The organism is Methylosinus sp. PW1 (assembly GCF_000745215.1).
In the GTDB taxonomy this organism is placed as follows: Bacteria; Pseudomonadota; Alphaproteobacteria; order Rhizobiales; family Beijerinckiaceae; genus Methylosinus.
Genome location: NZ_JQNK01000008.1, coordinates 494,950 through 518,802 on the forward strand (window position 1 = coordinate 494,950; position 23,853 = coordinate 518,802).

Below are 23,853 nucleotides of genomic sequence, written 5' to 3' on the forward strand. Positions count from 1 at the left end.
TCACTTGTCGGGATTCGATTCCGGCGGGGGTCGCTCGCAGGGCGTTTTCGCCGCGATCGTCGGCCTGCGAATGATTCGCGAGAGCGGGAAATCGGCGACTCGACCGCATCGAGGATGGGCGCGGGTCCGTCGTTCCGCCTCGTCGAGCACGGCGCGCGCGATCGCGTGTATCGCCGCCCGCGCCGCGGCGCGAAAAGTGGCGTCGCCGAGTCTTTCACGCACGCGCCACAGACGGGCCATCACATCGTCGAAGAGGTCGGCATCGGGGCTCGCTTGATCTCCTTTCATTGATTCCTCCCGTCGTCGTGGAGCGGGGCGTCGGCGAGATCCGCTGGCGTCGGCCCGTCTCCCGCGGCGATGCAAGCGAGGTCGTTCGCGAGGGCGCGGGATTTGACGAGCATCCGGTCGCGGTGGTCGGCTATGAAGTGGATGTGAGGCACCGGTAAATCTCCGTCGTTCGCGCCGGCGAGACGCCGGAGCGGGGCAAATGGGTGGCGATGCCGATCCCCGCGGATGGCGGGGATCGGTTGAGGATTCGCGAAGGGGGAGGGCCTTGGCAGGTGGGGCGCGATCAGGTGCTCACGGAAGGCAAGGTTCCGGTGTGGTGGCGACGTGGCGCCGAGGACGGAACATTGCAATATCGCGTGAGCAAGAACGCCTAAGCGGTCTGCTCGTAATCGAGGCATCCCGCGTAACCACTGTCGGCAGGCTGCTCCACGGCATGGAGAAAGACGGGCTCGACGTCATCGAGACCGTGGTTGAGCACATGCCGCAAGCCGCGACCAAGAGAAATTGGCCGACATCTTTGATCGCGCGGAAGTCGCGCCGTCCGCTGCGGGCACGTTGTCGGCCAATCGGGGGCTCAAGAGCGTTGGCAGCGGAATATTCGGCAGCTTTTTTTGTATTGGCCTCAAGGCCTCTGGATTACATGTAAGGAGACACAGATCAGACATTTACGCACGCTCACGGTAAGAGCCACCCAGTAATTGATATGCTGGGAGCTGGATTGAGTTGCAGCAGTATGGCGGTCTGGGTAGGAGCGAGTGCTTTGTTCAAATGAACTCGGCGGAGAAGCGGATACAAAGTTTTACGGACTATGCCTACTATGGAAAAATACCTGGCCGGAGAAATGTCCATCCGAGAGTTCGGCTCTGCTGATCGACGGAAGAGTTTACAGAGCGGATACCGCGGGTCTCGCGCAGCAAAGTCGCTCGAGGAGCTTCTCCCTATTGCCTTGACCTCTCGGCTTTGCCAATTGCCGACCATCGACGATTCATCGTCCATGAACGCGGCAATGGCGAAAGGCTGATTTGGGCATCCGATATAGAGACGGCCGAGATCGGGACGTCTAGGCGAAGAAATAGAGTTCCGGGACCGTGACATAAAGATCACGGATAGGGAGGCCGGCGGAGTATATTCTCGACCAGTACCGTGAGAAAATATCACTGCCGATCGGGAAGAACGCGCGAGAGGTTCGAATTTTCCTCTCTCCGCGAATTCCTCGCGCCCGGGCCGTCCCGGCAGGGCCGTTCAGTTCTCTATACTTTATAGCGGACGGGCGATTCCCGTCGCGACGGATGTGTGAATCTATAGGCGACAACCCGAATCGGAGGTTGTCGCATGCAGGTGTCGCTTCTGGAGATTTTGCGGGACATTCCGGATCATCGTCGCCGAGAAGGCAAGCGGTTCGATCTTTCGACGGTGCTGCTCTACGCGATCATCGCCATGGTCGGCGGCGCCAATTCTTATCGGCAGATGCATGAGTTCATTCGCGCGCATCGTCTGCGATTGAACGACGCCTTCGGCCTGAAGCTGCCCTACACGCCATCCTACACCGGTCTGCGGCTGATCCTGCAAGGCGTCGATCCGGCAGCGTTGGAGGCGGCGTTTCGACGTCATGCCGCGAGCATGCCGGCGCCGCCCGCCGTGCAGGGGCTGACGGCGATCGCCGTCGACGGGAAGACTCTGCGCGGCAGCTTCGATGCGTTCAGCGACCGGAAGGCCGCGCACATGATGTCGGCGCTGCGACACGCCGATCGGATCGTGCTCGCGCATGTGATGGTCGCCGAAAAGAGCAATGAGATTCCCACCGCTCCGGAGCTGATCGAAGCGCTGGGATTGAAGCGCTGCCTGTTCACGCTCGACGCAGAACACTGCCAAAAAAACTGTTCGAACGCGTGATCGCGTCCGGCAATCACCTGCTGACGCAGGTGAAGGACAATCAACCGGGCCTGCGTCGCCGGCTCGAACTCGGCGCGGCGGGCCGCAAGCCGAGCGGCTCTGCGACGAGCCAGTCGAAAGGCCGCAACCGCTGGGAGACGCGAAAGCTTTCTGTCTTTCCAGCGAAGGCGTGGTTCCGCCATACGGCGTGGGAGCCGCTCATAAAGACCGTGCTGCGGCTGGAGCGCACAATCTACCGCCGCGATCCGGCGACCGGTCTTTTGAAGCAGACGATCGAGACCGTCTATTGGGTGTCCTCGGCGACCGGCCCGACGCCCGAGCGTTGGAACGAATGGATCAGAGGCCATTGGCGCATCGAGAACGGCAGCCACTATGTGCGCGACGTGGCGTTCGCGGAGGACGCTTCGCGCATTCGCAAGAACCCGGACATCGTCGCGCGGCTCCGCTCCTTCGCCTATAATCTCCTGCGCGCCGATGGTTGCGACAACATCAAGAACGCCAGATGGCGCGCCGCTCTCAATATCCGAGCTGCCCTCGAAATGGCAGGGGCTCGTTAAGAACTGCACAGCCCTGGCCGTCCCGGGCTCCGCGCGAATCCATCCGAATCTCCGGGTCCGGAGCGGAATCCGCGCCGCCGGAGCCCGTCGCAGGGGACGGATTCGCTGGGGGATTCGAAGGGGAGTGAATGACGGTTCCGATCGCCCGCGCCTGCATCCGCCGTGCGGATCTAGTGGCGTTTCTTGCGTTCGTCCTCGCGGCGGCGTGGAACGAACGAGTCGCCGCGGCGGATGTATTGCCACGCGAAGCGGTGGCGCACAGTGTCCCCGAACAGATCCACGAACGTCGCCTCTCCGAGCAGGAACAGGGACGCGCCGCCTTCGGCCAATTTCCGGCTCTGCTCGTAGTCGAGTCGGATCTTCGCGACGAGGTCGACGCCGGTGCTCTCGACGCCGGCGCCGAGCACGTGGCGTTTGACGCGCTCGGCGGTCTCCGGGAGGGTCGCGGGGATGTCCGGAAGCGATTCGGCAAAGACGACGTCGCCACGCGTCTCGAGGATCGTGACTTCGGTCCTGCCGGTGTTGGCGAAGGCGAGGCTGACGTGGAACTCCACCTCGAGGGGCCACATGGCCGGGCTGTTCGGGTAGAGTTCGTAGGGTTCGAAGAGTTTCATGGCCTTCTGCTCGGCGATGCGCTCCGAGAGGACGCCGCGCTCGATAGCGAGGAGCGCATTGGCGGAGGCGGTCGCCGCATTGGCGGAGGCAGTCGCGGCTTCGGCGGATTGTCGGGTCAGTCTGATCGTCTTCCACAGGAAGAAGGCCTGCAATAGAATCCCGACCAGTTGGAGGAGGGCGACGAACACCGACGCCCCGGAAATCCACACCGTGTAAAATTCGAGCTGGCTTTTGGCCGCACGATCGTCTGCCTCCTGCTTGGCCTTTTCCTTGGCGTCGTCGGGGGGAAGTATCTTGACGATGGCAGGACGGTCCTCGGAGCCGCGATGGTCGGCGCGGGCATCGTCATTGGCGGCCTTGGCCTGCTCTGGTACTGGCTGTGGCAGTGGGGCTGGTGACGGGCCGGCCTTTTTCGCGAGCGCGGGCCCGACGCTCGACAGGAGCGCGATCAGCAGCAATCGTTTGAACAAGGGGGTCTCCTTTCTTTGGATGGCGTTCGAGCCGGCGCGGAGGATGCGCGCCGCCGACCTGTCCGTTCGCCCGAGCGAAATTCGATCAGGGCGTCGTCGGGTCGGCGAACAGCCAGAAGGTTTCCGAGTGACCGTGATCCGGTGCGGATTTGACCTGCCGGAAGATTTCGCCGCGTTTCGTGACGGCGTCGCGCAGCCTCGGATGGGGGTGCCGCCATCGCGGATTTCCGGGCTCGGCGGCAGCGACCCACGTCCGCGCGTCGCAGGCCGGATCGGTCGGATCGGAGTTCTCGATCGATCCGTGGTGCGGAAGCAGGAAGGTCGCGACCCGGTCGAGATCGTCGCCGTAGGCGCTCCTGAATTCCGCCAGAGCGCGCGGATCGCGCAGATCGGCGTCGCCCGTTCCCATCCACCCGATCTTCGTCGTGAAACGCCAGTCCCGATGCGGGCCGAATGCCGGCGCGCAATGGGGATCGGACGGGCCGGAATAGACGCAGAGCGAGGTCAGGTTCTTGTCGCCGAACGCGGTCCTGTAGGCGCGGGCCACCGCCGTTCTCTTCACGGTGGCCATCTCCCGCCGCACCGCCGGATCCCGCACCTTGGCGCGGAAGTCGCCCCGGCTCCACCCGAACGCATGCTCGATTCTCTTGCGGAAGGCCTCGAGCCGTTTGGGGTCGGCGCGCTTGACGTAGCTGCGAAGCTTCCAGAGTTCCGCGCCGCAGGGGTCGCGGGCGAGCAGTGCGGCGTTTCGCGCGACGACGTGCTCCACGGCGCCGGCTCGATCGGAGCGGGGGCCGGGAAGGAAGCGGCTCCACGCGCGAATGCCGGGGCCCGCGGCTTGCAGCGTCCAGGCGATCCCCTCGATGTCGCCGCCGAGGGGCCTCGGACCGACGGGCTCGAAGCCGGGGCCTTCAGGCGGATCGTCGTCGTCCGCGAGGACGAAATTGATCCGGCGGGGACCGAACGCCGACAGGGCCGCGAGCGGGTCGTCGACCATTCGCATCATGAAATCGTCGATATCCCGGTCGCCGGCGGCGGCGCGGGCGAGCGAGAGAATGCGCTCGTCCATGTCGACGTAGGGCATGACGATCGTGTCGACGCCGAACCCCCGCGGCGGGCCGGCGAGCAGATCCGGCACGCCGCATATGTGGTCGATGTCGAAGTGCGACAGCATCAGAACGTCGATGGTGTCGAACATGGCGCCGGCGCGGAGCCGAGCGATGACGCCTTGGGCATGGCGCTTCGGGATCGAGCCGCAATCGTAGACATAGACGGATTTTCGGCCGGCGAGCGGGCCCGCGCAAAGATGGATGCCTCCGATGTGGAAGCCGCCTTGCCCAACGGGCGCCTGCCACCTCTCGTGGAACAGCAGGGGTTTCGGGCTTGGGATTGGAAATGGATTGCGGCTCATCGTTCGGGCGGTCTTTCGAAGCTCGTCGAAGCTTTCGTCTGCCACGCCTCGCATGCGCGGAGCTGAAACAAAAAGCCGGCCCTCTCGGGCCGGCTTTCATTTTCGCGTTCGATCCGCGGGCGTCACGCCGCGACGAGTCCGTCCTCTGTTGATTTCCACTGAGAGCTGACCCAGGCAGCACGAGTTTTTCCACCGAGAACTGACCCATGTTCGAACCTTTCCCCCTCGACCGTCGTGGGGGACCTTGGAGTGATCGACATGGAGTTATTGAGCGTCATCCGACGCTGGCGATATCGGCAGGAGTTTTCGATCCGGGAGATTGCGCGACGCACGGGGCTGTCGCGCAATACGGTGCGCAAATACCTGCGCTCGGACAGCGTGGAGCCGGGGTTCGCCACGCCCGATCGACCGAGCCGGCTCGATCCGTTCGCCGACAAGCTGGCGCACATGCTGCGTCAGGAGGCCGCAAAATCGCGCAAGCAGAAGCGGACGGTCAAGCAGTTGCACGCGGATCTGGTCGCCCTCGGCTACGACGGCTCCTACAATCGCGTGGCGGCGTTCGCGCGCGAGTGGAAGGCGGCGCGGCATCGGGAGCAGCAGACCTGCGGGCGCGGCGCGTTCGTGCCGCTGACGTTTCTGCCCGGCGAGGCGTTCCAGTTCGACTGGTCGGAGGATTGGGCGATCATCGCGGGCGAGCGGACGAAGTTGCAGGTCGCCCAGTTCAAGCTCTCCTACAGCCGTGCGTTCTTCCTTCGCGCCTACCCGCAGCAGACGCATGAGATGCTCTTCGACGCCCACAACCACGCCTTCCGCGTGCTGGGCGGCGTGCCCCGGCGAGGCGTCTACGACAACATGCGCACCGCGATCGACAAGATCGGGCGTGGCAAAGAACGCCAGGTCAACGCCCGCTTCGCCGCGATGGTCAGCCACTTCCTGTTCGAGGCCGCATTCTGCAATCCGGCCTCCGGCTGGGAAAAGGGGCAAATCGAGAAGAACGTTCAGGATGCTCGTCATCGCCTCTGGCAGCCAATCCCGAGCTTTCCGTCGCTGGCGGCGCTCAACGACTGGCTGGAGGCGCGATGCCGCGAGCTGTGGGCCGAGATTCCGCACAGCGCGCAGCCGGGGACGATCGCGGAGGCTTGGCGCGAGGAGGTTCCGCAACTGATGCAGCCTCCGCGGCCATTCGACGGCTTCGTCGAACACACCAAGCGGGTCACGCCGACGTGCCTGATCCATCTGGACCGCAATCGCTACAGCGTGCCGGCTTCATTCGCCAATCGCCCCGTCAGCGTGCGGGTCTACCCTGAGCGCGTCGTCGTCGCCGCCGAGGGGCAGATCGTGTGCGAGCACGCCCGCGTCTTCGCCCGGTCGCATGACGACAAGAGCGTGACGGTCTACGACTGGCGGCATTATCTCTCCGTCATCCAGCGCAAGCCGGGCGCGCTGCGCAATGGCGCGCCCTTCGCGGAACTGCCGGTCGCCTTACGGACGCTGCAACAGCGCATGCTCGAGAAGCCGGGAGGCGACCGTGAGATGGTCGAGATTTTGGCTCTGGTCCTACAGCACGACGAGCAGGCCGTGCTGACCGCCGTCCAATTGGCGCTGGAGGCCGGCGCGCCGACCAAGACGCACATCTTGAACCTGTTGCATCGCTTGGTGGACGGCAAGCCGGTCGACGCGCCGCCCGTGAAACCGCCCAACGCGCTGACGCTCACCACCGAGCCGCAGGCCAATGTCGAGCGTTACGACGCGCTGCGCAAGGGTCGGGAGGCGCGCCATGCGTCATAATCCCGCCGCCGGCGCCATCGTCATCATGCTGCGCAGTCTCAAAATGCACGGCATGGCGCAAGCCGTCAGCGAGCTGACCGAGCAAGGCTCCCCGGCCTTCGAGGCCGCGCTGCCGATCCTGTCGCAACTCTTGAAGGCGGAAACCGCCGACCGGGAGGTGAGATCGATCGCCTACCAGCTCAAGTCCGCGCGGTTCCCGAACTATCGCGATCTCGCCGGCTTCGACTTCGCCAGCAGTGAGGTCAACGAGGCGCTCGCGCGCCAGCTTCATCGCTGCGAGTTCCTCGAGGATGCGCATAACGCCGTCCTGGTCGGGGGACCTGGCACGGGCAAGACGCATCTGGCGACAGCGATCGGCGTCCAGGCGATCGAGCATCACAGAAAGCGTGTGCGGTTCTTCTCCACCGTCGAGCTCGTAAACGCGCTCGAAGCCGAAAAGCACCAAGGCAAGTCGGGCCAAGTCGCGGCGCGGCTCGTTCATTCCGATCTCGTCATCCTCGATGAGCTCGGCTACCTGCCGTTCAGCGGCTCCGGCGGGGCGTTGCTGTTCCATCTGCTGAGCAAGCTCTACGAGCGAACCAGCGTCATCATCACGACGAATCTGAGCTTCGGCGAATGGGCCGCCGTCTTCGGGGACGCCAAGATGACGACGGCTCTGCTCGATCGCCTCACTCACCGCTGCCATATCCTCGAAACTGGAAACGACAGCTTCCGGTTCAAGGACAGCTCGGCGAAGGCGGACAAACCTGCAAAGGAAAAGACCAAAACTTGACGACCGACTGAGCCGCAAGCCATCTTCAACCCGGGTCACTTCTCAATGGAAATCCCGGGTCAAATCTCGACGGAAATCTACACCGAATGGCGTGCTCAGATGGACAAGCTCGTCGATCTGCGAAAGAACGCTACAATTGGCGAAGTGCTTGACCACCTGAAGCAGACCAAGCGCCCTCGGCTTACTGACAGGGTCGCGAAGCGCGAGGACGAGATCGCCACTCTCGGATCCGTTGAGACGGCGGACGAATCAAATTCGCTGAAGCGCCATCGAAAGCTCAGGAATGTCGCCTACTCGGAGATCGTCGCGCTTGTCGAGTTTATCAACGGCTTTACGCCGTTCGCCACGCAACACAGCGTCAAGGGCGCTGAGTTCGAGAATGTGCTCGTGATCCTGAGCGGTGGCTGGAACCAGTATAACTGGCCGAAGTATCTGGAGCTGCGCCACACCGGAATCATCGCTGCGAAGGATCAGGGCGGCTACTACCGCGCCCGCAATCTCTTTTACGTCGCGCTTTCACGACCGAAAAAGCGGCTCGCAATCCTTGCGACTCAGGAGCTAAACGCCAACGCAGTGGCGTCTGCGGTCGAGCTGTTCGGCGAGGAGCATGTTATACCCCTTTCGCCTCCGTAACGGAATCCTGTCTTCCTTGGCAGATCCAAATCACGTCGCTGTCGCGAAATATCGAGTGTTCGATGACACTCATATGAGTGAGATTCGCACGTCGCTATCAGCTTGCTTGTTTTCATCGAGCGCGAATTGGCGCTACGGTGCTTTTCTTGATTTTCCATCGTGAATCTCCGACGCCGTAGCTCTCCCGGCCTCGGCGCCTGCGGAACCTTCGTTCCTTGGCCGTAAATGCGCGAAGGTTCCCGATTCCCATGTCGCGAGGCCGAACAGCGCGACGACGATGATGGCGACGGCGACGGTCGTTCGCTTTTTTGTGCGGTCGTAGGCGGATATCGCGCTTCTGATCGGGCCGCTGGCAAGCGATTCGTAGTCGTCGCTGTCGAGATAGCCGTACAGCTTGTCGCGCCAGGCCGATCGCGTGTCGTCGACCACTTTCAGGAACTCTTTATTCGTTCGGAGCGTGATCCAGTAGGAGACCCAGATGTAGATCGCCGTCAGGGCGAAGATGATGGCGAACCCGGTTCTTGCGCCCTCGATCTTCGTCGGATCGAGACCGAAACGGATGGCCGTGACGCCGAGGGCGACGGCGATATCGCGCCAGACGTTGGCCGACAGATCCCTCGTCTGTTGCATCAGCTTCTGGATTTCATCCCCGAGGGTCTTGCGGAGATCCGAGAGGGACTTCAGCGTCTCCTTGCTGCCGGATTTAAGATGGGCTTTGTAAGCGAGCTTGGCCGCGTCCAAGGAGGGGCGGAGCCGGGTCCATAGGCCGTCGAGAAACGAGCGATCGTCGCGCCATTCCCGCCCGAGTTCGTTGGTCAGGAGAGTGTGACGAACCTCGATATCGGTACCTTCCTTGAATATCCAACGGGCGCAGGATTGGAGGGATTCGAATTCGTCGTCGGTCGGCGTTCTTTCGTTGCCGTAGTTCAGGCGCCGCGACGGCGTGCTGGCCAACACGCACTGCAATACGTCGCCGTCCATGTAGATTTCGTTCGTCAGGCTTCGGCAAAGGGCGACCGAGGCGACCTCCTTCCAGATATTGCGGAACTCGGACGGCCCGTGCGCGCCCGGCTTTTCGAGCCAAGGCTCGATCTCCGTCGGAGCCATCGCCTGCGGCGCGAGGCACTTCACGAATCTGCGCGGGCTGGCGTCGAGCCGCGGCGACCGCGGGGGCGCGGGTTGCGGAGCATCCGTCCAGGGAACGACGGCGAACGCTTCCGTCTCGAATGGGTTTTGCAATTTCGCAATTCTGACGACCGATACTGCTCCAAAATCGGTCGGCCGGGCCAGAAGGTCCCGGAACTGCTCGCGGACCATGAGATGCTGCGCGCCATCGCAATGCGGCAGCCTTACTCGGAAGCGCAGGCTCCCGCCGGCGGAGCCCGCCGCCAATCTGGCAGGAACAATCGCATCTCCGTCCTCGTCGAAACAGAGGACGCTTATGGCCTCGTCCTGCGCGCAGGCCTCCATGGCCTGCCGCCAAACGGCCAGACAGGATTCGTCAAAGGCTCCGCCGACGTCGAGGTTCCCATCGGTGACATTGATGAAGAACCGGTCGACGGCCCGACTGGCCTCAATTGCGTCGGCGACTATCGTCTGGTTCTGCGTCATCGAATGTCACGCCCGATGTCGTAATCGTGATCCGTTCCCCGCCGCCGGCCAAGGGGTCCCGCTTGATGGTATGGCCGGATGCGTCCTGGTCGAAGATGATCTGAACTCCCTCGTTTGTTCTTATCTGGCGCTTTCGAGGCCTCGGGACAGCCGCGGCGCTCACGGTGAACGACTCTTCCGACAGGCCGGCCCGGTCTAGAGCCTTCTCGAGGGTTTTGCGAACCGGGGAATCTGCCGACAACGGACCGAAGGCCGCATTGATCAGCGGCTCGATGTTTTCAGGATCGTATGAGGGCTCGGATCGCAGGGCGTCCAGAATGCGCTCCGTTCCGTTGCGGCGAATGGACTCCGGAAAGGCCTCCCGGTGCTTCTTGAACGTTTCCGTGAGCACTTCCGCGAGCTTGCCGCTCATGTCCTCCAATGTGTTGATGCGCTTGGCGTAGAGGAATTTGGCAAAATAGTCGGAGATGCCGTCCGGTTGGCTCCTGTCGCGCACGACAATCTTCGCCGTTCCGTCGTCGAAGCGGATGAGCGCGACCTTCTGCATCGCCTCAGGCTGAGCTATGCCCGAATGTGGGTGACGGCGTGAATCAAGCGGCGGACTTTTGATCGGGCGCGATTTCGATTCCGTCGCGGAATTTTACACCGCTGATGAGCTTCGGCAACAGCTTTTGTCCTTGCAGCCTGCGCCAGCTTTTCGACGCCTCTATCACCAGCTTGAACACCATCAGTCGCGCCGTGTCCTGCGAGAGCGCGCCTTTCGTGCGCACGGTTCTGTGCCGCACCGTCGCAAAGGCGCTTTCGATCGGATTCGAGGTTCGCAAATGCGTCCAATGCTCGGCAGGAAAATCGAAAAACGTCAGCAGCGCATCGCGGTCTTTCGTCAGGCAATCGACCGCCTTCGGATATTTCGCCGCGAATTTCTCGGCGAAAACATCCATCGCCGTCTGCGCCGCCGCGCGGCTCTCCGACAGCCAGATCTCGCGCAAATCCTTATGCGCGGCGCTGTGCAAGGCCTTCGGCAGCTTGTCGAGAACATTCAGCGTTTTATGCACCCAGCAGCGCTGATGGCGCGTCGACGGAAACGCCTCGTCGAGCGCTTTCCAGAAGCCGAGCGCCCCGTCGCCGACGGCGATTTCCGGCGCGATGACAAGCCCCCGCGCTTTCAAATCGACGAGCAATTCCTTCCAGCTCTGCGCGCTCTCGCGCATGCCCGCTGAGAGGCCGAGCAGTTCCTTCTTGCCTTCTGGCGTCGCGCCAATGATCACCAGCATGCATTCGGCCTGCGGCTCCATTCGCGCTTGCAAATAGACGCCGTCGGCCCAGATATACACGTAATGCCGCGCCGACAGATCGCGCTTTTGCCAGCGGCTATAATCGTCATCCCAGTCGCCCTTCAGCCGCGCGATCACGCCGGGCGAAAGATTGGGCGCGCTCTTGCCGAGCAAGGCCGTCAGCACATCCTGGAAATCGCCGGTTGAAACGCCGCGCAGATAAAGAGCCGGCAAGAGAACGTCGAGGCTCTTCGTGCGCCGCGCCCATTTCGGCAGGATCGACGAGGCGTAGCGGATGCGCTCGTCGTCGCCAGCGCCGCGGTCGCGCGCCTTTGGCTTTTCCACCTCGACAGGCCCAACGCCCGTCTGGATCGCGCGGACAGGGTCATGGCCGTGACGAACGACGCGCTGGCGCCCATCCGGCAGCTTCAGATCGGCGTGCTGCGCCAAAAACGCGGCGAACTCCGCCTCAACGGCCTGCTCGATCAGCCGCTTCGCGCCGGAACGCAGGATTTCCGTGAGCGGGTCGTCGATTGCGCCTTCCTGTTTGAAGGCGACAACATTATTCTCGGTCATGGCGTAACGCTCCTTCGGGAGGTTCGGGCAGGTTTGGTCACCAACCCCGTTACGCCGCCTGCCTCACGCCGTCATCACCCACTTTCGGCCATAGCTCCCTCAGGCTTCTTGACGAAGTTTTCGTTGAGGTGTTGGAGTTTCGCCTTGTGGTGGCCGCTGGAACGCGCCTCGATCTTGTAGTGAACGACGTCGTCGATGTCGTATTTGATCAGGGCAAATAGACTTCCGCGTCCCGCGCTGATTTGAAAAAGGAAGAAGACGCCGTTGCTGGCGCTTGTGATATGCTGGCGATGGAAGTCGCGGGCGATATCGCCGGAAACTTCCTGAAAAACCGCAGGCTCGGCTAGAATTCGCTTCAGGTTGGCTTCGGTCGGGGATTTCTCGCGAAATTCGAATAGGTTGCCGCGGAGAGCTGTCCGGATGCGCCCCAGAAAGAAGTCGTCGTGCTCTGGAGGGGATATTTCGTCCAATATTTGAGGTTCGTCCATGTCCGGTCCGACGATGTGGAAGATCATCCGTTCGATCGTCAAATTCTCTTTTTCTTCATCGGTCAGGAACGCCATGCCTGATGATCTCCGTAACGAATCTGCTCAAATGCCGCCGGGACGCTTCGTCCTTTTATCGATGGTTGCTGCGCCGGTCCAATTCTCGCTGGCGTTTATCGATTTGAGCCGGCGCGGCGCCATCCTGCTGCGACAGCTTCCTCCTCGGAGCAGAACCACCGGGCGCCGACGCCTTTCATCGTCACCCGATTGTAATCGCGACCGCCGGGTGCATGATAGATGCGTTCGCCCTTGCGATTGACGTTGCCCTTGATCGGGCAGGAGCGCGCGTCCACGTCTGCCTCGGGATTCGCGAACGCCGTGGGGGAGGTCTGGGAGTAGCGGTTGGCCTGCGCCATCGGCGCGGCTGCGGCCCATATCTGTTCGAAACGCGCATCGAAGCCCAATGCTGCGGTCCGCTCGCGCACGACGATGATGTCATTGTCCTGCCGCTTGAGGCCGGACGCGGAAAAATTGGCGGACCCCGAGCGAATCACCTCGCCGTCGAGGGAGTAGGACTTCAGATGCAGAAGATCGCCCGACGCTTTGATGCGGACGTTGTCCGCGATCTCCCGCAGGCGGTCGTATGCATGCCGCTGGGTAGGGTCGAGGACTATCCTGATGGCGACTCCACGGTGGCGGGCGTCGATCAGGGCGTCGATGACAGCCCGATCCGTCAGAGAATAGGCCGCCATGTCGATCTTGGCGCGTGCCGAGCGGAGCAGCCCGACGTCCACGCGTTCGAGGTTTTCAACCGGCGCGTAGTGGATCTCGACCTGCTCGGCGTGGGTAGGTGTTGCTCTCGATAGGACCAGAATAATCGCGAGTGCGAAGACGGCTCTCACTTCCAATCCCCCGACATCCCACTACCACCGTACCATTAAAGAACATATACGGAACAAATATGGCGTTGTCCATGGGGGAGAGCGTCGTTGTGCTCTGTTTGTGAGTGGAAGGAAGGGTTCGGACTTCGAGGGCGCTCGCCCTGGCTTCACTTCGCAGCCAGGTGTGGAATGCGCGTGAGGGAAACAGATGACAGGCTGGAAAGTGGCAGGGTAGGATCGTTCATGGCGGGGCGTTGCGGCGTCGAAATGGCGCGAGTTGGCCTAGACAACCAAATTCTACGTTGAATCAAAGTTCCGTACCCCTCCGCCAACCAGCCATGAATTTTCCGGATTAGTCGGAGGTGCCATTATCTTGGGTGGGCCGTAATGAAGCCGTCGACATAATAATATTTGTTAACATATGTTATCCGTATGATTGTCACTTTGCTTGATTGAGTGGGCAGATTCCAGAAACAAATTCAGTGCGTGTGTCTCAGCTCTTTTATAGAGGCGTGGATATTTATTCAACTCATAATTTTGCCCGACAAGTTTGCCGATGCTCCATTCGCCCTCCCACTCAATTTCTGACCATTTGCAGAGATTGCGCACAGTCGAGGCGCTCAACATTGGAAGCTGCGCTATTGAGAAAATATCAGACATGAATTCTGGAATGTCTCTTTTATTGTTTCCGAGAACTTGTGTATATATTTGTGAAATCCTCATAAGAGACAGGCAGTAATTCATCCAATAGAAATAAATAGCTTCAATTCCGGATGATGCGTGCTCTGATGTGCGAGATTTAACATGGATGTGCTTTATTGATGGCGCTATCTGCCGCCACTCAGATTTTTTTCTTGACGATCTCCTTGCGGCTTTATAGAATACAACATTTGCATTAACAATGTAGCACAAGTCTCGCTTTAGTGGAACTAGCATCGAATCTTCGGTTTCTATTTTGAAGTCAAGAAGCCTACCCCATGCATCTGAGCTGGCGATAGCCGTGTGATCTTTGGTCAGCGCCTTTGCGTGCTCAGAGAGCCAACGGTCGCTTGGGTCGATGGAGCCGGAAGTGGCGGGAATTTGCTCCTCTTGCGGGCGAGGACCATTTGGCGGTTTGGACATGGCACACTTGAGCGTCAGGAAATTCACAGCGGTAACTTGACTACAATGCTGTTAATAAATGCTGAGAGCAAAATTTCGGGCCGGCCACCGGGCAGGTGGTGACGAAAGCGCGCGTCTTCCTCGCTTTCCGTAGCTATTGTCCAGCGAGGCATTAGTGTGTCGATAGGCGCTCACTGCGGGCGGTCGGAGCGAACGGCTGGCCTTTCTGGAGACGTTTTTCAGCGCCTTCTAGAGCCTCGGAAGCGTCTCCGTCGCTTTGTGCTATCCGAAAAATAATGTATTATGGTAACCAATGTCAGTCTCTAATGTGGATGGAACCGCAGAATGCCGGCGATGGCCATTCAATCATGAAGGACAAGAAAAGCGATTCAAATTTCTAAGCATGCCATTTTCATGGGGAACTCAGGCGCCACCTCGACACATGGCGGGAGTTTCTCGAAAAGGCGTCGAGAGCTGTATGAGGTTATTTCGGCTATACGGCTCGCTGCCCCACTGGGTATTAGCAAGTTGAGTCGGTTCAAACCTGTGACGACAGACGGGCCTCCCTGGTGGGCCGGGCAGGACTCGAACCTGCAACCAGACCGTTATGAGCGGCCGGCTCTAACCATTGAGCTACCGGCCCAGCCGCCGTTTCGGCCGGGAATAATGTTCCTATAGCGGATTCGCGCCGCGCCGCAACGCCCGATCGAAAATTGGGCGCCGGCTGATTTTCGCGCGGCCAATTCCCTTGCGATGCGCTAAGTTGCGCCGCCCGCCCGCCGGACGCGCCCGGCGTCGGAGCCGGGCCAGAGCTATCGGAGCGGCGATGACCTATTGTTGTGGCATTCTCGTGCGCGGCGGCCTCGTCATGATCGCCGACACCCGCACCAATGCGGGGCTCGACAATATCTCCACATTTCGCAAGCTCCATGTCTTCGAGCAGCCGGGCGAGCGCGTCATGATGCTCGCCACCGCCGGAAATCTCTCCGTCACCCAGGGCGCCGTCACTCTGCTCGCGGAAGGGCTGGAAAATCCCGAGACTCATGAGATCGAGCGTCTCGTCGACGCGCCCGGCATGTTGGAGGCCGCGCAGCTCGTCGGCCGCGCCGTTCGGCGCTCGCACGCCATGGCGGGGGAGGGGGCGGAGGATTCGGGGGTCAGCTTCGACGTCTCGCTGCTGTTCGGCGGGCAGATCGGCTCCGGCCCGCTGCGGCTGTTCATGGTCTATACGGCCGGCAATTTCATCGAATGCACGCAGGACACGCCCTATCTGCAGATCGGCGAGCACAAATATGGCAAGCCCATCCTCGACCGCGCGGTCTCCTTCGACACGGATGTGCTCGACGCGCTCAAGATCGGGCTCATCTCCATGGATTCGACAATTCGCTCCAACCTCTCCGTCGGCCTGCCGGTCGATATCGCTCTGCTGCGCCGTGACGCGCTGCGCACTGACGTCTCGACGCGCATAGACGGCTCCGATCCTTATTTCCGTGATCTGCGCGAGAGCTGGTCGCGGGCGCTTCGCGCCGCCCATATCGCCATTCCCACGCCGCCCTATGGCGGGGCGCGATGACGCGCAGCGACGACGGCGCGGCGCGGCGCGCGCCGGCCGGGGAGAAGGCGATCGAACGAGGCGCGCGAATTTTGCGCGAGGGCGGGCTCGTCGCATTTCCCACTGAGACGGTCTATGGGCTCGGGGCGGATGCGACCTCGGCCGCGGCGGTGGCGAAAATCTACGCCGCCAAGGGACGGCCGAGCTTCAATCCGCTCATCGCCCATGTCTCCGATATCGACTCGGCGCGGCGGGAGGCGGAACTGCCGCTGGAGGCGCTGCGGCTCGCCGAGGCTTTTTGGCCGGGGCCGCTGACCTTGGTGGCGCCGCGGGCGGCGGGCGGCTCGGTCTGCGAGCTGGCGCGCGCCGGCCTCGCGAGCGTGGCGCTGCGGGCGCCGTCGGCGCCGGTCGCGCGGGCGCTGATTTTGGCCGCGGGGCGGCCGATCGCGGCGCCTTCCGCCAATCGCTCCGGCCATGTCAGCCCGGTGACGGCGGCGCATGTGCTGGAGGATCTCGGCGCGAGGGTCGATCTCGTCATCGATGGCGGGCGGGCGGACAAGGGCGTCGAATCGACGATCGTCGCCTTTCTAGGCGCACGGCCGCGGCTGCTGCGGCCGGGCGCCCTGGCGCGAGAGGCGCTGGAGGATGTCCTGGGCGCGCCGCTGGAGGGCGAGGACGGCGCGGCGGCGATCGTCGCGCCGGGGATGACCGCCTCCCATTATGCGCCATTGGCGCGGCTGCGGCTCGAGGCGAAAGAGCTGCGCGTGGGCGAGGCCGGGCTCGATTTCGGCGGCCGCCTCGCCGAGCGGGGCGAGGCGGGGCCGATCATGGATTTGTCCCCATCCGCCGATCTCGAGGAGGCGGCGGCCAATCTCTTCCTCTATTTGCGCGAGCTGGACGCCAGCGGCGCGAAGGCTGTGGCCGTCGCGCCGATTCCGGCGCATGGGCTCGGCGAGGCGATCAATGATCGTCTGCGGCGCGCCGCTGCGCCGAAGTAATCAGCGGCCTGAATATTCATGCCGCAAGGGCGGCTGCGCCGTCGCCGAGGCGGAAATCCATCGTCGCCGGCTCAGGCAGGCTGCGCCATGGCGCGCATTCATAGCCGCGCGCAGCGAGACCATCCGCGTGGCTCGAGCTCATCTCGACCACGAGGCGCGTCGTGTGATTGAGCACGGGCGGAATGGCCCAGGCGAAGGGCGCGGCGTCGGCGGATGTTTCGCGCATCAGCGCGCGGCGGGCTTCATTGTTCTCTGGCCCCATGCGCCCGCGCCAGCCGGCGCGCGGCTGCTGCCAATCATTGGCGACGATGACCGGGCCGCGCAGCACATTGGCCTCGCGCTCGGTCCGCTCGATCAGCGCGATCTCATGCGGCGCGGTTCCCGTCAGCGTGAACAGCACCGGCCGCGCCAGCGGCTCGCGCGCGAGCAGAGCGACCGCCTCCTCGAAGGTAGCGCAAGTCTCGAAAGCGTAGCGCAAGAGATGATCCGGCGGCCAGCCGGTCTCGTATTTCAGCGCATTGGCGAGGTTGAGTGTGAAGTCGTACGGGAATCCGGCGAGACCTTCGACGCGGCGGCGCATCGGCGCCTGATTGATCACGGCCGAGAAGCGGCCCGGCGCCATGGCCGTCAGCACGCCGATCGCCCCTGGCCAGGTCACATTGTAGAAGCCGCCAGCGGTCCCTGCGGCCCAGGCGATCTCGACGCCGCGGCCGAGGCCGCGAAAGGGCCAGTCGAGCGAGCGCCGAATCGTCGGCGAGCCGTCGGGCGCGACGAAGGCCTGGGTGGTGCAGGCGAAGAGATAGGACATGTTGAGGGTGGCCGCGCCGTGGAACCCCAATATTTCTGCGATGCGCTCCAAATCCTCGAAATAGCGGGAGGCGGATTTCTGCAGCCAGGATCGCGCCAGCCGATCGAGCGGCGCGAGGCAGACATGGCCCCAGCGTGGCATGGGCGCGAGACAGGCGTCGCGCAGCGCCTCGGCCGCCGCGATTCGCGCCGTCGCATGGGCGATCGGCCCGCCGTCTCTCACGTCCAGGAAAGGAATTTGCCGCACCGACGCTCCTCCGCTTGTCATCTGAACGATATAAATCACACATGTAAGTGTCATAATACAGTCAGAAAGCAACCGGCGTATATGGCTGCCGAGATCGGGCGGCGAAGCGATTCGCGCCATGGCGGGCGTCGAGAGCATGTTGCGCCGCAATGGCGCGCTTTCCGGCGGAAGGCCGAGAAGAAAATAACGAAGCGGCGCGCCGCGAGCGGTCGCCGTTATCTGGGGAGGAAACCCGATGTCCCGTCCGCGCGTTCTAAAAGCGATGGCGGCGCTGCAGGAGCGTGCGCCGATCTTGCGCGCCACGCGCACGCTCGATCTGTTTGCCGACGACGCCGATCGCTTCACGAAATTCTCGGTGGCGCTGGATGACTTCCTGCTGGATTTCTCCAAGCATCGGATCGACGGCGAGACCATGCGTCTGCTCGTCGATCTCGCCCGCGCCGCCGATCTCGAGGGCGCGCGCGCGTCGCTGTTCGCCGGCGAGCCCGTCAATGTCACCGAGGGCCGCGCGGCCGCCCATTGGGCGTTGCGCGATCTCTCGGATCGCCCGCTCATCGTCGGCGGCGAGAATGTGCGCGGCGCGGTCGAGGCGGAGCGCGAGAAAGTCTATGCATTTGCGCGCGCGCTGCGTTCGGGCGAGTCACGCGGCGCCGGCGGCGCGCCGTTCAGCGATATCGTCAATATCGGCATAGGCGGCTCTGATCTCGGCCCGGCCATGGCGGCGCGCGCGCTCGCGCCCTTCGGCAAAGGCGGCCCGCGCGCGCATTTCGTCTCCAATGTCGACGGCGCCGATATGGCGGACACGCTCGCCGGGCTCGATCCGGCGCGCACATTGTTCATCGTCTCCTCCAAGACATTCACCACGCAGGAGACCATGGCCAACGCCGCGCTGGCGCGCGCTTTCATCGTGGAGCGCCTCGGCGAGGCGGCGGTGGCGGCGCATTTCGCCGCCGTGTCGACGCGGCTCGACAAGGTCGCAGAATTCGGCGTCGATCCGTCGCGCGTCTTCGGCTTTTGGGATTGGGTCGGCGGACGCTATTCCATCTGGTCGGCCATCGGCCTCTCGCTCGTCATCGCCATAGGCCCGGAGAATTTCACCGAATTTCTGCGCGGTGGCTTCGACATGGACGAGCATTTCCGCAGCGCGCCGCCGGAGCGCAATATTCCGGCGCTGATGGGGCTGATCGGCGTGTTTCATCGCGACGTCGAGGGCAGGGCGGCGCAGGCGATCATTCCCTATGACCAGCGCCTCGCGCGTTTTCCCGCTTATCTGCAGCAGCTCGACATGGAGTCGAACGGCAAATCGGTGGCGCGCGACGGCGGCGTCGCGGAATTCGCGACCGGGCCGATCGTGTTCGGCGAGCCGGGCACCAATGGTCAGCACGCTTTTTTCCAGCTGCTGCATCAGGGAACCGACGTCACGCCGATCGATTTCCTCATCGCCGCCGAGCCGATCGACGCCGATGCGCATCATCACGCGCTGCTCGTTTCCAATTGCCTCGCGCAGAGCGAGGCCTTCATGCGCGGGCGCACGCTCGCCGAGGCGAAGGCGCAGCTCGCCGCCGCAGGGCTCGACGCCGCGCGCGTAGAGGCGCTGGCGCCGCACAAGGTCTTCACCGGTGATCGGCCGAGCAGCGTGCTGCTCTATCGCCGGCTCGATCCGCGCACGCTGGGTCGCCTCGTCGCGCTCTATGAGCACAAGGTCTTCGTGCAATCGGTGATCTGGGACATCAACCCCTTCGATCAATGGGGCGTGGAGCTCGGCAAGGAGCTGGCCAATCGTCTGGCGCCGATCGTGGAGGACAAGAATGCGCCGCTCGCCGGACTCGACGGCTCGACGGCGGGGCTCATCCGCTGGCGGCGGCGGGAAACCTGACTTTCCGCTTGCGCCATTGGCGGGGCGGCGCCGAGCCCTCGCTAGGCCAGGCGGTCCGCGGGCAGGAACGGGCAGGCGTTCGCGCATTTGCGCGCGCAGGAGATGGTGGTCGCGCTGGTCACGACGGATGCGCTGATCGAGTCCTCGGACAATTCGACGTCCGGCGGCGGCGCCTCGATCGCCATCGTGATCGCCAGCGCGCGCGCCTTCACGAATCGGCCAGAGGGACGACGCACGAAAATGCGCGAGGGATCATTCGGATCATAGCGCGCCTCGAGGCGCTTGCGCCCGGCGGCGAAATCATCGGCGATGGCGCGCGACCAATAGAGGCGGCCGTGCAGGCGCAGTCCGTCCTCGTCCAGCACGCCTTCGTCGTCCGGCAGCAGCGATAGGCGGAAGCTCACGCAATCGAGCGGCAGGCGCAGCAGATCGTCGCGCATATGCTTGCGCCACAGCGTCAGCGGCGCGCGGCCGAGATCGCGATGCTTGCGGCAATGATAGACGCCGGCGATCTCTGCGCCGATCCAGCTGTCGAGCTCGCGCAGCGTCAGACGTTGCGCATGCGGCCCGACATAGAGATCGCGCTCGCCGCGCTCCATGGGGCCGACATCGGTGATGAGCGGAACGCAGCCCAATCGGCTGCCGATCAGCTCCTGTATATGCGCGCCATAGCGTGCGCTCGCCGGCTCGCTCCAGACCGTCTCTATGCCGATCTCGCGACAGGCGCGCACGAAGGCGCGGCGACCGAAGAAGCTGTTGGAGTCGACATGGATCGCCTCCGGCAATCCGGCGACGGGCCATTCGAAATCGACGCCGCGCTCCTTCAGCCAGCGCGTCTTGTCGCAGACGGAGTGGAGGATGGCGAGGCTCGTCGACAGCCGCGTCGGCGGCGTGAGCGCGAGGTGAAAGCCCGTCGCCATGCGTGTGAGCGCGTCGACGCCGAGCGTGATCCACGGCCGGCCGAGCTCGCGGCCGGAGTCTTCGTCGACGATCATCACGTCGACTTTCGCGTGATCGATCTGCACGGCCTCGAGCGGCCGTGTGGCCTCTGATCTCTTCCGCACCTTGCTCGCCGCCGCTTTCGTTCTACTCGGTCTCGCTACGCCGCCGCGCCCGCGTCTGAATGTCGATGTCGTGCACGCGCGCCTTGATGGTGCGCCAATTGGGCGCCGGCAACCGCTCCTTCAAGCAGCGCTTGGCGATCTCGCGCACCAGCTGGCTGAACTTGGGCCGCGAAGGCTGCAGATAGAAGCTCTCGATCGTATCGCGAATGAGAGTCTCGCGCGCCGAATCGAGTACACGCGCGCCCTTTGGGCGGCCGACCGGACGCGTCATCGGCGCGGTGACGGCGCCGCAGCTGCGGAAGGTCTTGATCATGCGATAGGCGGTGGCGCGGGAAACGCCGAGATCGCTGGTCAGCTTGCGAATGACCTCTTGCGACAGGCGCTCGCCCTCGCGCGTGAGAACCTCGCGAATGACCTCCTCGCGATGACGATTCTCATCCGGGCGCCGGCTGCGTCTCTCGCGTCCAATCGACGTCTCGAGCTTGCGTTCGGGCGCCGGGGCCAGGCGGGGATGGTCGGGATCGAGAACATTTCCGCTCATTTCCAGGCGTTCCTCGTGCAGACTGAACTTCTCGCCTCATGCGCGCGTCGAGCTGATCGCCGCGCGGCGCTGCGAGGGGCTTTTTTCTCATGATTTCAAAACCGAAGACAATGTTCGATTTTGAACAGTCCACGCGCGCCTGTGGAGCCGCGCGGAGACGCTCGCGCGAGCGCGCCCGCCTCCGCGCCGGGCCGCAGGCGAGAAAGCCCTAGTAAACCATGTGTTTCGATGATGTTTCACGGAATTGGAATAGTTCAAAATAGCAGGAATGGCGGCCAAGAATCGAATAGAGCCAGTCTTGCTACATAATGTCGCAGCGTAGACTCTCGCCGATTCAGTGGAGCGTGTATCCGTACGTAGTTGATTTCACGAGGAGCGCAGCGAGTGGCGCCGCGGCCTCTATCGATTGCGGCCCTTTCGGTCGCGCGAATCGACTTTATGGAACGGTCGTCCCGCCGAGCGGCCGGAAGCGGAACATCTCCCATTTGTAAGGCTCGTCGCGGTCGCAAGCGACCGAGCCTGCCGGATTGGCAGAGAGATATTTGGCGTTGTGGCGAATGGTGAATTCGTCGTCCTCATTGTGAATGAGCTCGAAGGTCATGCTCTCTCGCCGCCCTTTGCTCGCGAAGGCGAGCGATCTATCGTCCATTACGGACAGCAGGAATCTCGTTCCGCCGATGGTCGCGAGCAGCGTGACCTCGGCGCCGTGGAATTCGGCCTCGACCAGAAATTCCCATGGCGTGAGCGGCCCGGCCTTGTGAATCGCTCTGTTCTCGGAGGCGTCATAGACCAGCGCTGTGTCATGTGTCGTCGCAATGGCGATGCGCGCGCCTGTCACGCTGGTGAGAAAAGCGCCGATCAGCCGCCGCTCCGCTGGATGGGGGATCAGCGAGGCATGTTCCTCGAAGAAGGCGACCGCGCGCGGCGCGCCGAACGTCTCCGCGATATGGCTGACGAGCTGTGGGAAATAGCGCCAATGTTCGCGCGGCAGCTCGCGATTGTCGGAGCCGGCGAGATAGGCTGCGCCGAGGCGCGGGAAGCGGCGCATCGCATATTGCAGAATGCGGCTCTGCCAGCGCCAATGGCTCTTGCGGATCTGACGCGCGATGCCGCGCAGCTCCGCCATGTCGCGCGTCAGCGCGCCGTCGATGAACGCGCGCAGATTGGCGGCGCCGGCGAAAACAGTGGTCACATGGTGGTCCACTCTCGGCACATTGATGAAATGCGCGTCCGGATAATTCTCCACGATCCTTCGGCAGTGAAAATCGTCGATCGCATTATAGGAGTCGGCGAATATAAACACATCGCTGGCGACGTCCGCCGTGCGGTCGCCATGCCGCGCATGGAGGAAATGAAGTCCTGCTGCCAGTCGGGTCTCTGCCGTCGCATTCCTCGCGATCGATCGACCATTGCGGACACATTGCGATGACATGTGTGGCGGCGAGAAGACGCGAGAATTTCACCGCGCCATAGCCGCCCATGGAGCCGCCATAAGCGACGCGCGTCTCATAGTCCGCGATCATCTCCAAAGCGATCTGCGACGCTCTGCGGAGATTTTCGGACGGATACCAATTGGCGCGCTTGGCCATCACGCCGATCGCCGAAATTTCCGATTTCCGCAAAGGCGTATCGGCAAAAAAAACGATGATCCTTGGCCGGCGTGATCGCATCGCCGAAAGTGATCAGAACGATTTTCGAATCGGCGGGAGCCCAGATGATGCGTATTTCGTCGTCATAGAGAATCGTCGTCGGCAAAGTATGATCCATCCCGCCGCCCGCGGTTTCGAGCCGCGGCGGATATAGACCAATTCGCTCGGCGCGGAAACCTTCCGCCGTTTCGGCGCAGGCGGATTTTCCCTGCCTGCGCCGCCCTTTGCGTGCGGCGAGCGCGCAGCGCTCGCGCGTCGCGCGCAGGATCAGAGATTGAGCGCTCTGTTCACCGTCGGAATGAAGATCGCGAATACGAAGACCGTGACGAGGATCCACAGCACGACCCATTTGAGTTCTTCGACCTTGTGCAGCATTCGAGCTTTCTCCTCCCGTTTTTTAAAATTGGTCCACGCCGCGCCTCGAAGGCGGCGCACGCTCTGTTTTTGAGCCAAGACGCCACGAGTCACAACAAGCATATGCGGGCGGCACAATGTCGCAGTGCTTAATAATACGGGACAATCTCATATTTTATAATTCGTATCATTCAAAAGCGCAGCGTAAAATGTGGAGATATCCGCGTAAGTCTCAATTTTTATAATATGAAAATATCAAAATATCGCGCTATATAAGTATTAACTGCAGTATATGCAGCATAATGTCGCATATGTATTCTTTATGATCAATTGACAAGCGCCGAGAGCGACATGGTAGGTTCCGGCATGCAAAGAGCTTTCGGGCTCTACTGCAAAGAGGCGCGGCGCCG

General features: G+C 62.7%; 20 protein-coding genes, 1 tRNA gene and 1 pseudogene. 9 read left to right on the forward strand and 13 right to left on the reverse strand.

Annotated features, from left to right (window positions below; translation table 11 throughout):
• Positions 1–497 precede the first annotated feature (497 nt).
• Positions 498–662, forward strand: coding sequence for a hypothetical protein (locus K369_RS26380; protein ID WP_198033079.1), 165 nt, complete (start codon positions 498–500; stop codon positions 660–662).
• Between the two features lie 958 nt (positions 663–1,620).
• A pseudogene (locus tag K369_RS27645) lies at positions 1,621–2,738 on the forward strand (ISAs1 family transposase).
• Between the two features lie 170 nt (positions 2,739–2,908).
• Here K369_RS27645 and K369_RS08005 read toward each other — a convergent pair.
• Together K369_RS08005 and K369_RS08010 are read right to left on the reverse strand one after the other, a co-directional pair.
• Positions 2,909–3,823, reverse strand: a complete 915-nt coding sequence (locus K369_RS08005; protein ID WP_036289753.1) for a hypothetical protein — start codon at positions 3,821–3,823, stop codon at positions 2,909–2,911.
• Between the two features lie 85 nt (positions 3,824–3,908).
• Positions 3,909–5,234 (reverse strand): hypothetical protein, encoded by a 1,326-nt coding sequence (locus K369_RS08010; RefSeq protein WP_036289754.1) that lies wholly within the window; start codon positions 5,232–5,234, stop codon positions 3,909–3,911.
• Positions 5,235–5,492: 258 nt separating this feature from the next.
• Here K369_RS08010 and istA point away from each other — a divergent pair, with 258 nt between their 5' ends.
• From istA to K369_RS08025, 3 genes are all read left to right on the forward strand, one after another.
• Positions 5,493–7,022: an IS21 family transposase gene (gene istA, locus K369_RS08015; RefSeq protein ID WP_156967678.1), complete on the forward strand. Its 1,530-nt coding sequence runs from the start codon at positions 5,493–5,495 to the stop codon at positions 7,020–7,022.
• The gene (gene istB, locus K369_RS08020) at positions 7,012–7,794 is read left to right on the forward strand and encodes an IS21-like element helper ATPase IstB (RefSeq protein ID WP_036286363.1); all 783 of its coding nucleotides are present in this window, start codon (positions 7,012–7,014) and stop codon (positions 7,792–7,794) included. Before istA ends, istB begins: the two co-directional genes overlap by 11 nt.
• A 99-nt stretch (positions 7,795–7,893) precedes the next feature.
• On the forward strand, positions 7,894–8,427 hold the full coding sequence (locus K369_RS08025; protein ID WP_036289755.1) for a 3'-5' exonuclease: 534 nt from the start codon (positions 7,894–7,896) through the stop codon (positions 8,425–8,427).
• Positions 8,428–8,559: 132 nt separating this feature from the next.
• Here the strand turns inward: K369_RS08025 and K369_RS08030 are convergent, their stop codons facing one another.
• From K369_RS08030 to K369_RS08055, 7 genes are all read right to left on the reverse strand, one after another.
• Positions 8,560–10,038: a hypothetical protein gene (locus K369_RS08030; RefSeq protein ID WP_036289757.1), complete on the reverse strand. Its 1,479-nt coding sequence runs from the start codon at positions 10,036–10,038 to the stop codon at positions 8,560–8,562.
• A complete protein-coding gene (locus tag K369_RS08035; protein ID WP_036289759.1) occupies positions 10,001–10,585 on the reverse strand; it encodes a nucleoid-associated protein in 585 nt (194 codons plus the stop codon). The genes K369_RS08030 and K369_RS08035 overlap by 38 nt, the downstream gene beginning before the upstream one ends.
• A 43-nt stretch (positions 10,586–10,628) precedes the next feature.
• The gene (locus K369_RS08040; RefSeq protein WP_036286158.1) at positions 10,629–11,888 is read right to left on the reverse strand and encodes an IS256 family transposase; all 1,260 of its coding nucleotides are present in this window, start codon (positions 11,886–11,888) and stop codon (positions 10,629–10,631) included.
• Between the two features lie 74 nt (positions 11,889–11,962).
• Positions 11,963–12,451 carry a hypothetical protein gene (locus K369_RS08045; protein WP_051949142.1) on the reverse strand — a complete coding sequence of 163 codons (489 nt, stop codon included), beginning with the start codon at positions 12,449–12,451 and terminating at the stop codon, positions 11,963–11,965.
• A 95-nt stretch (positions 12,452–12,546) separates the two neighbouring features.
• On the reverse strand, positions 12,547–13,275 hold the full coding sequence (locus K369_RS08050) for a phospholipase D-like domain-containing protein (protein WP_245278152.1): 729 nt from the start codon (positions 13,273–13,275) through the stop codon (positions 12,547–12,549).
• Positions 13,276–13,668: 393 nt separating this feature from the next.
• On the reverse strand, positions 13,669–14,376 hold the full coding sequence (locus K369_RS26385; RefSeq protein ID WP_156967801.1) for a hypothetical protein: 708 nt from the start codon (positions 14,374–14,376) through the stop codon (positions 13,669–13,671).
• 546 nt (positions 14,377–14,922) lie between these two features.
• Positions 14,923–14,998: transfer RNA gene (locus K369_RS08055), tRNA-Ile, on the reverse strand.
• Positions 14,999–15,181: 183 nt separating this feature from the next.
• On the opposite strand from K369_RS08055, the gene K369_RS08060 reads away from it, so the two are divergent.
• Complete coding sequence (locus K369_RS08060; protein ID WP_036289761.1) at positions 15,182–15,928, forward strand: peptidase; 747 nt, start codon at positions 15,182–15,184, stop codon at positions 15,926–15,928.
• The gene (locus K369_RS08065) at positions 15,925–16,905 is read left to right on the forward strand and encodes an L-threonylcarbamoyladenylate synthase (protein ID WP_036289763.1); all 981 of its coding nucleotides are present in this window, start codon (positions 15,925–15,927) and stop codon (positions 16,903–16,905) included. Before K369_RS08060 ends, K369_RS08065 begins: the two co-directional genes overlap by 4 nt.
• Positions 16,906–16,921: 16 nt before the next feature.
• Here K369_RS08065 and K369_RS08070 read toward each other — a convergent pair whose 3' ends face one another.
• A complete protein-coding gene (locus K369_RS08070; protein ID WP_198033080.1) occupies positions 16,922–17,959 on the reverse strand; it encodes a hypothetical protein in 1,038 nt (345 codons plus the stop codon).
• 235 nt (positions 17,960–18,194) lie between these two features.
• Here K369_RS08070 and pgi point away from each other — a divergent pair, with 235 nt between their 5' ends.
• Complete coding sequence (gene pgi, locus K369_RS08075) at positions 18,195–19,835, forward strand: glucose-6-phosphate isomerase (RefSeq protein WP_036289764.1); 1,641 nt, start codon at positions 18,195–18,197, stop codon at positions 19,833–19,835.
• A gap of 41 nt (positions 19,836–19,876) precedes the next feature.
• On the opposite strand, the gene K369_RS08080 is transcribed toward pgi, so the two are convergent.
• The 3 genes from K369_RS08080 to K369_RS08090 form a co-directional block, all read right to left on the reverse strand.
• Positions 19,877–20,899 (reverse strand): Mu transposase C-terminal domain-containing protein, encoded by a 1,023-nt coding sequence (locus K369_RS08080; protein ID WP_051949143.1) that lies wholly within the window; start codon positions 20,897–20,899, stop codon positions 19,877–19,879.
• A gap of 22 nt (positions 20,900–20,921) precedes the next feature.
• Positions 20,922–21,440, reverse strand: coding sequence for a transposase (locus tag K369_RS08085; protein WP_084570576.1), 519 nt, complete (start codon positions 21,438–21,440; stop codon positions 20,922–20,924).
• 436 nt (positions 21,441–21,876) lie between these two features.
• Entirely contained in the window at positions 21,877–22,743 is an 867-nt protein-coding gene (locus K369_RS08090; protein WP_156967802.1) for a hypothetical protein, read from the reverse strand.
• 269 nt (positions 22,744–23,012) lie between these two features.
• Between K369_RS08090 and K369_RS26390 the strand changes: the two genes are divergently transcribed.
• Positions 23,013–23,243: a hypothetical protein gene (locus K369_RS26390; RefSeq protein ID WP_198033081.1), complete on the forward strand. Its 231-nt coding sequence runs from the start codon at positions 23,013–23,015 to the stop codon at positions 23,241–23,243.
• Positions 23,244–23,853 lie beyond the last annotated feature (610 nt).

Bases quoted from the DNA above. Each gene is read 5' to 3' on its own strand.
- K369_RS08085 (WP_084570576.1), bottom strand. From the start codon at position 21,440: ATGAGCGGAAATGTTCTCGATCCCGACCATCCCCGCCTGGCCCCGGCG.
- K369_RS08030 (WP_036289757.1), bottom strand. From the start codon at position 10,038: ATGACGCAGAACCAGACGATAGTCGCCGACGCAATTGAGGCCAGTCGG.
- K369_RS08035 (WP_036289759.1), bottom strand. From the start codon at position 10,585: ATGCAGAAGGTCGCGCTCATCCGCTTCGACGACGGAACGGCGAAGATT.
- K369_RS08010 (WP_036289754.1), bottom strand. From the start codon at position 5,234: ATGAGCCGCAATCCATTTCCAATCCCAAGCCCGAAACCCCTGCTGTTC.
- istA (WP_156967678.1), top strand. From the start codon at position 5,493: ATGGAGTTATTGAGCGTCATCCGACGCTGGCGATATCGGCAGGAGTTT.
- K369_RS26385 (WP_156967801.1), bottom strand. From the start codon at position 14,376: ATGTCCAAACCGCCAAATGGTCCTCGCCCGCAAGAGGAGCAAATTCCC.
- K369_RS08045 (WP_051949142.1), bottom strand. From the start codon at position 12,451: ATGGCGTTCCTGACCGATGAAGAAAAAGAGAATTTGACGATCGAACGG.
- K369_RS08040 (WP_036286158.1), bottom strand. From the start codon at position 11,888: ATGACCGAGAATAATGTTGTCGCCTTCAAACAGGAAGGCGCAATCGAC.
- K369_RS08025 (WP_036289755.1), top strand. From the start codon at position 7,894: ATGGACAAGCTCGTCGATCTGCGAAAGAACGCTACAATTGGCGAAGTG.
- pgi (WP_036289764.1), top strand. From the start codon at position 18,195: ATGTCCCGTCCGCGCGTTCTAAAAGCGATGGCGGCGCTGCAGGAGCGT.
- istB (WP_036286363.1), top strand. From the start codon at position 7,012: ATGCGTCATAATCCCGCCGCCGGCGCCATCGTCATCATGCTGCGCAGT.
- K369_RS08065 (WP_036289763.1), top strand. From the start codon at position 15,925: ATGACGCGCAGCGACGACGGCGCGGCGCGGCGCGCGCCGGCCGGGGAG.
- K369_RS08060 (WP_036289761.1), top strand. From the start codon at position 15,182: ATGACCTATTGTTGTGGCATTCTCGTGCGCGGCGGCCTCGTCATGATC.
- K369_RS26380 (WP_198033079.1), top strand. From the start codon at position 498: ATGCCGATCCCCGCGGATGGCGGGGATCGGTTGAGGATTCGCGAAGGG.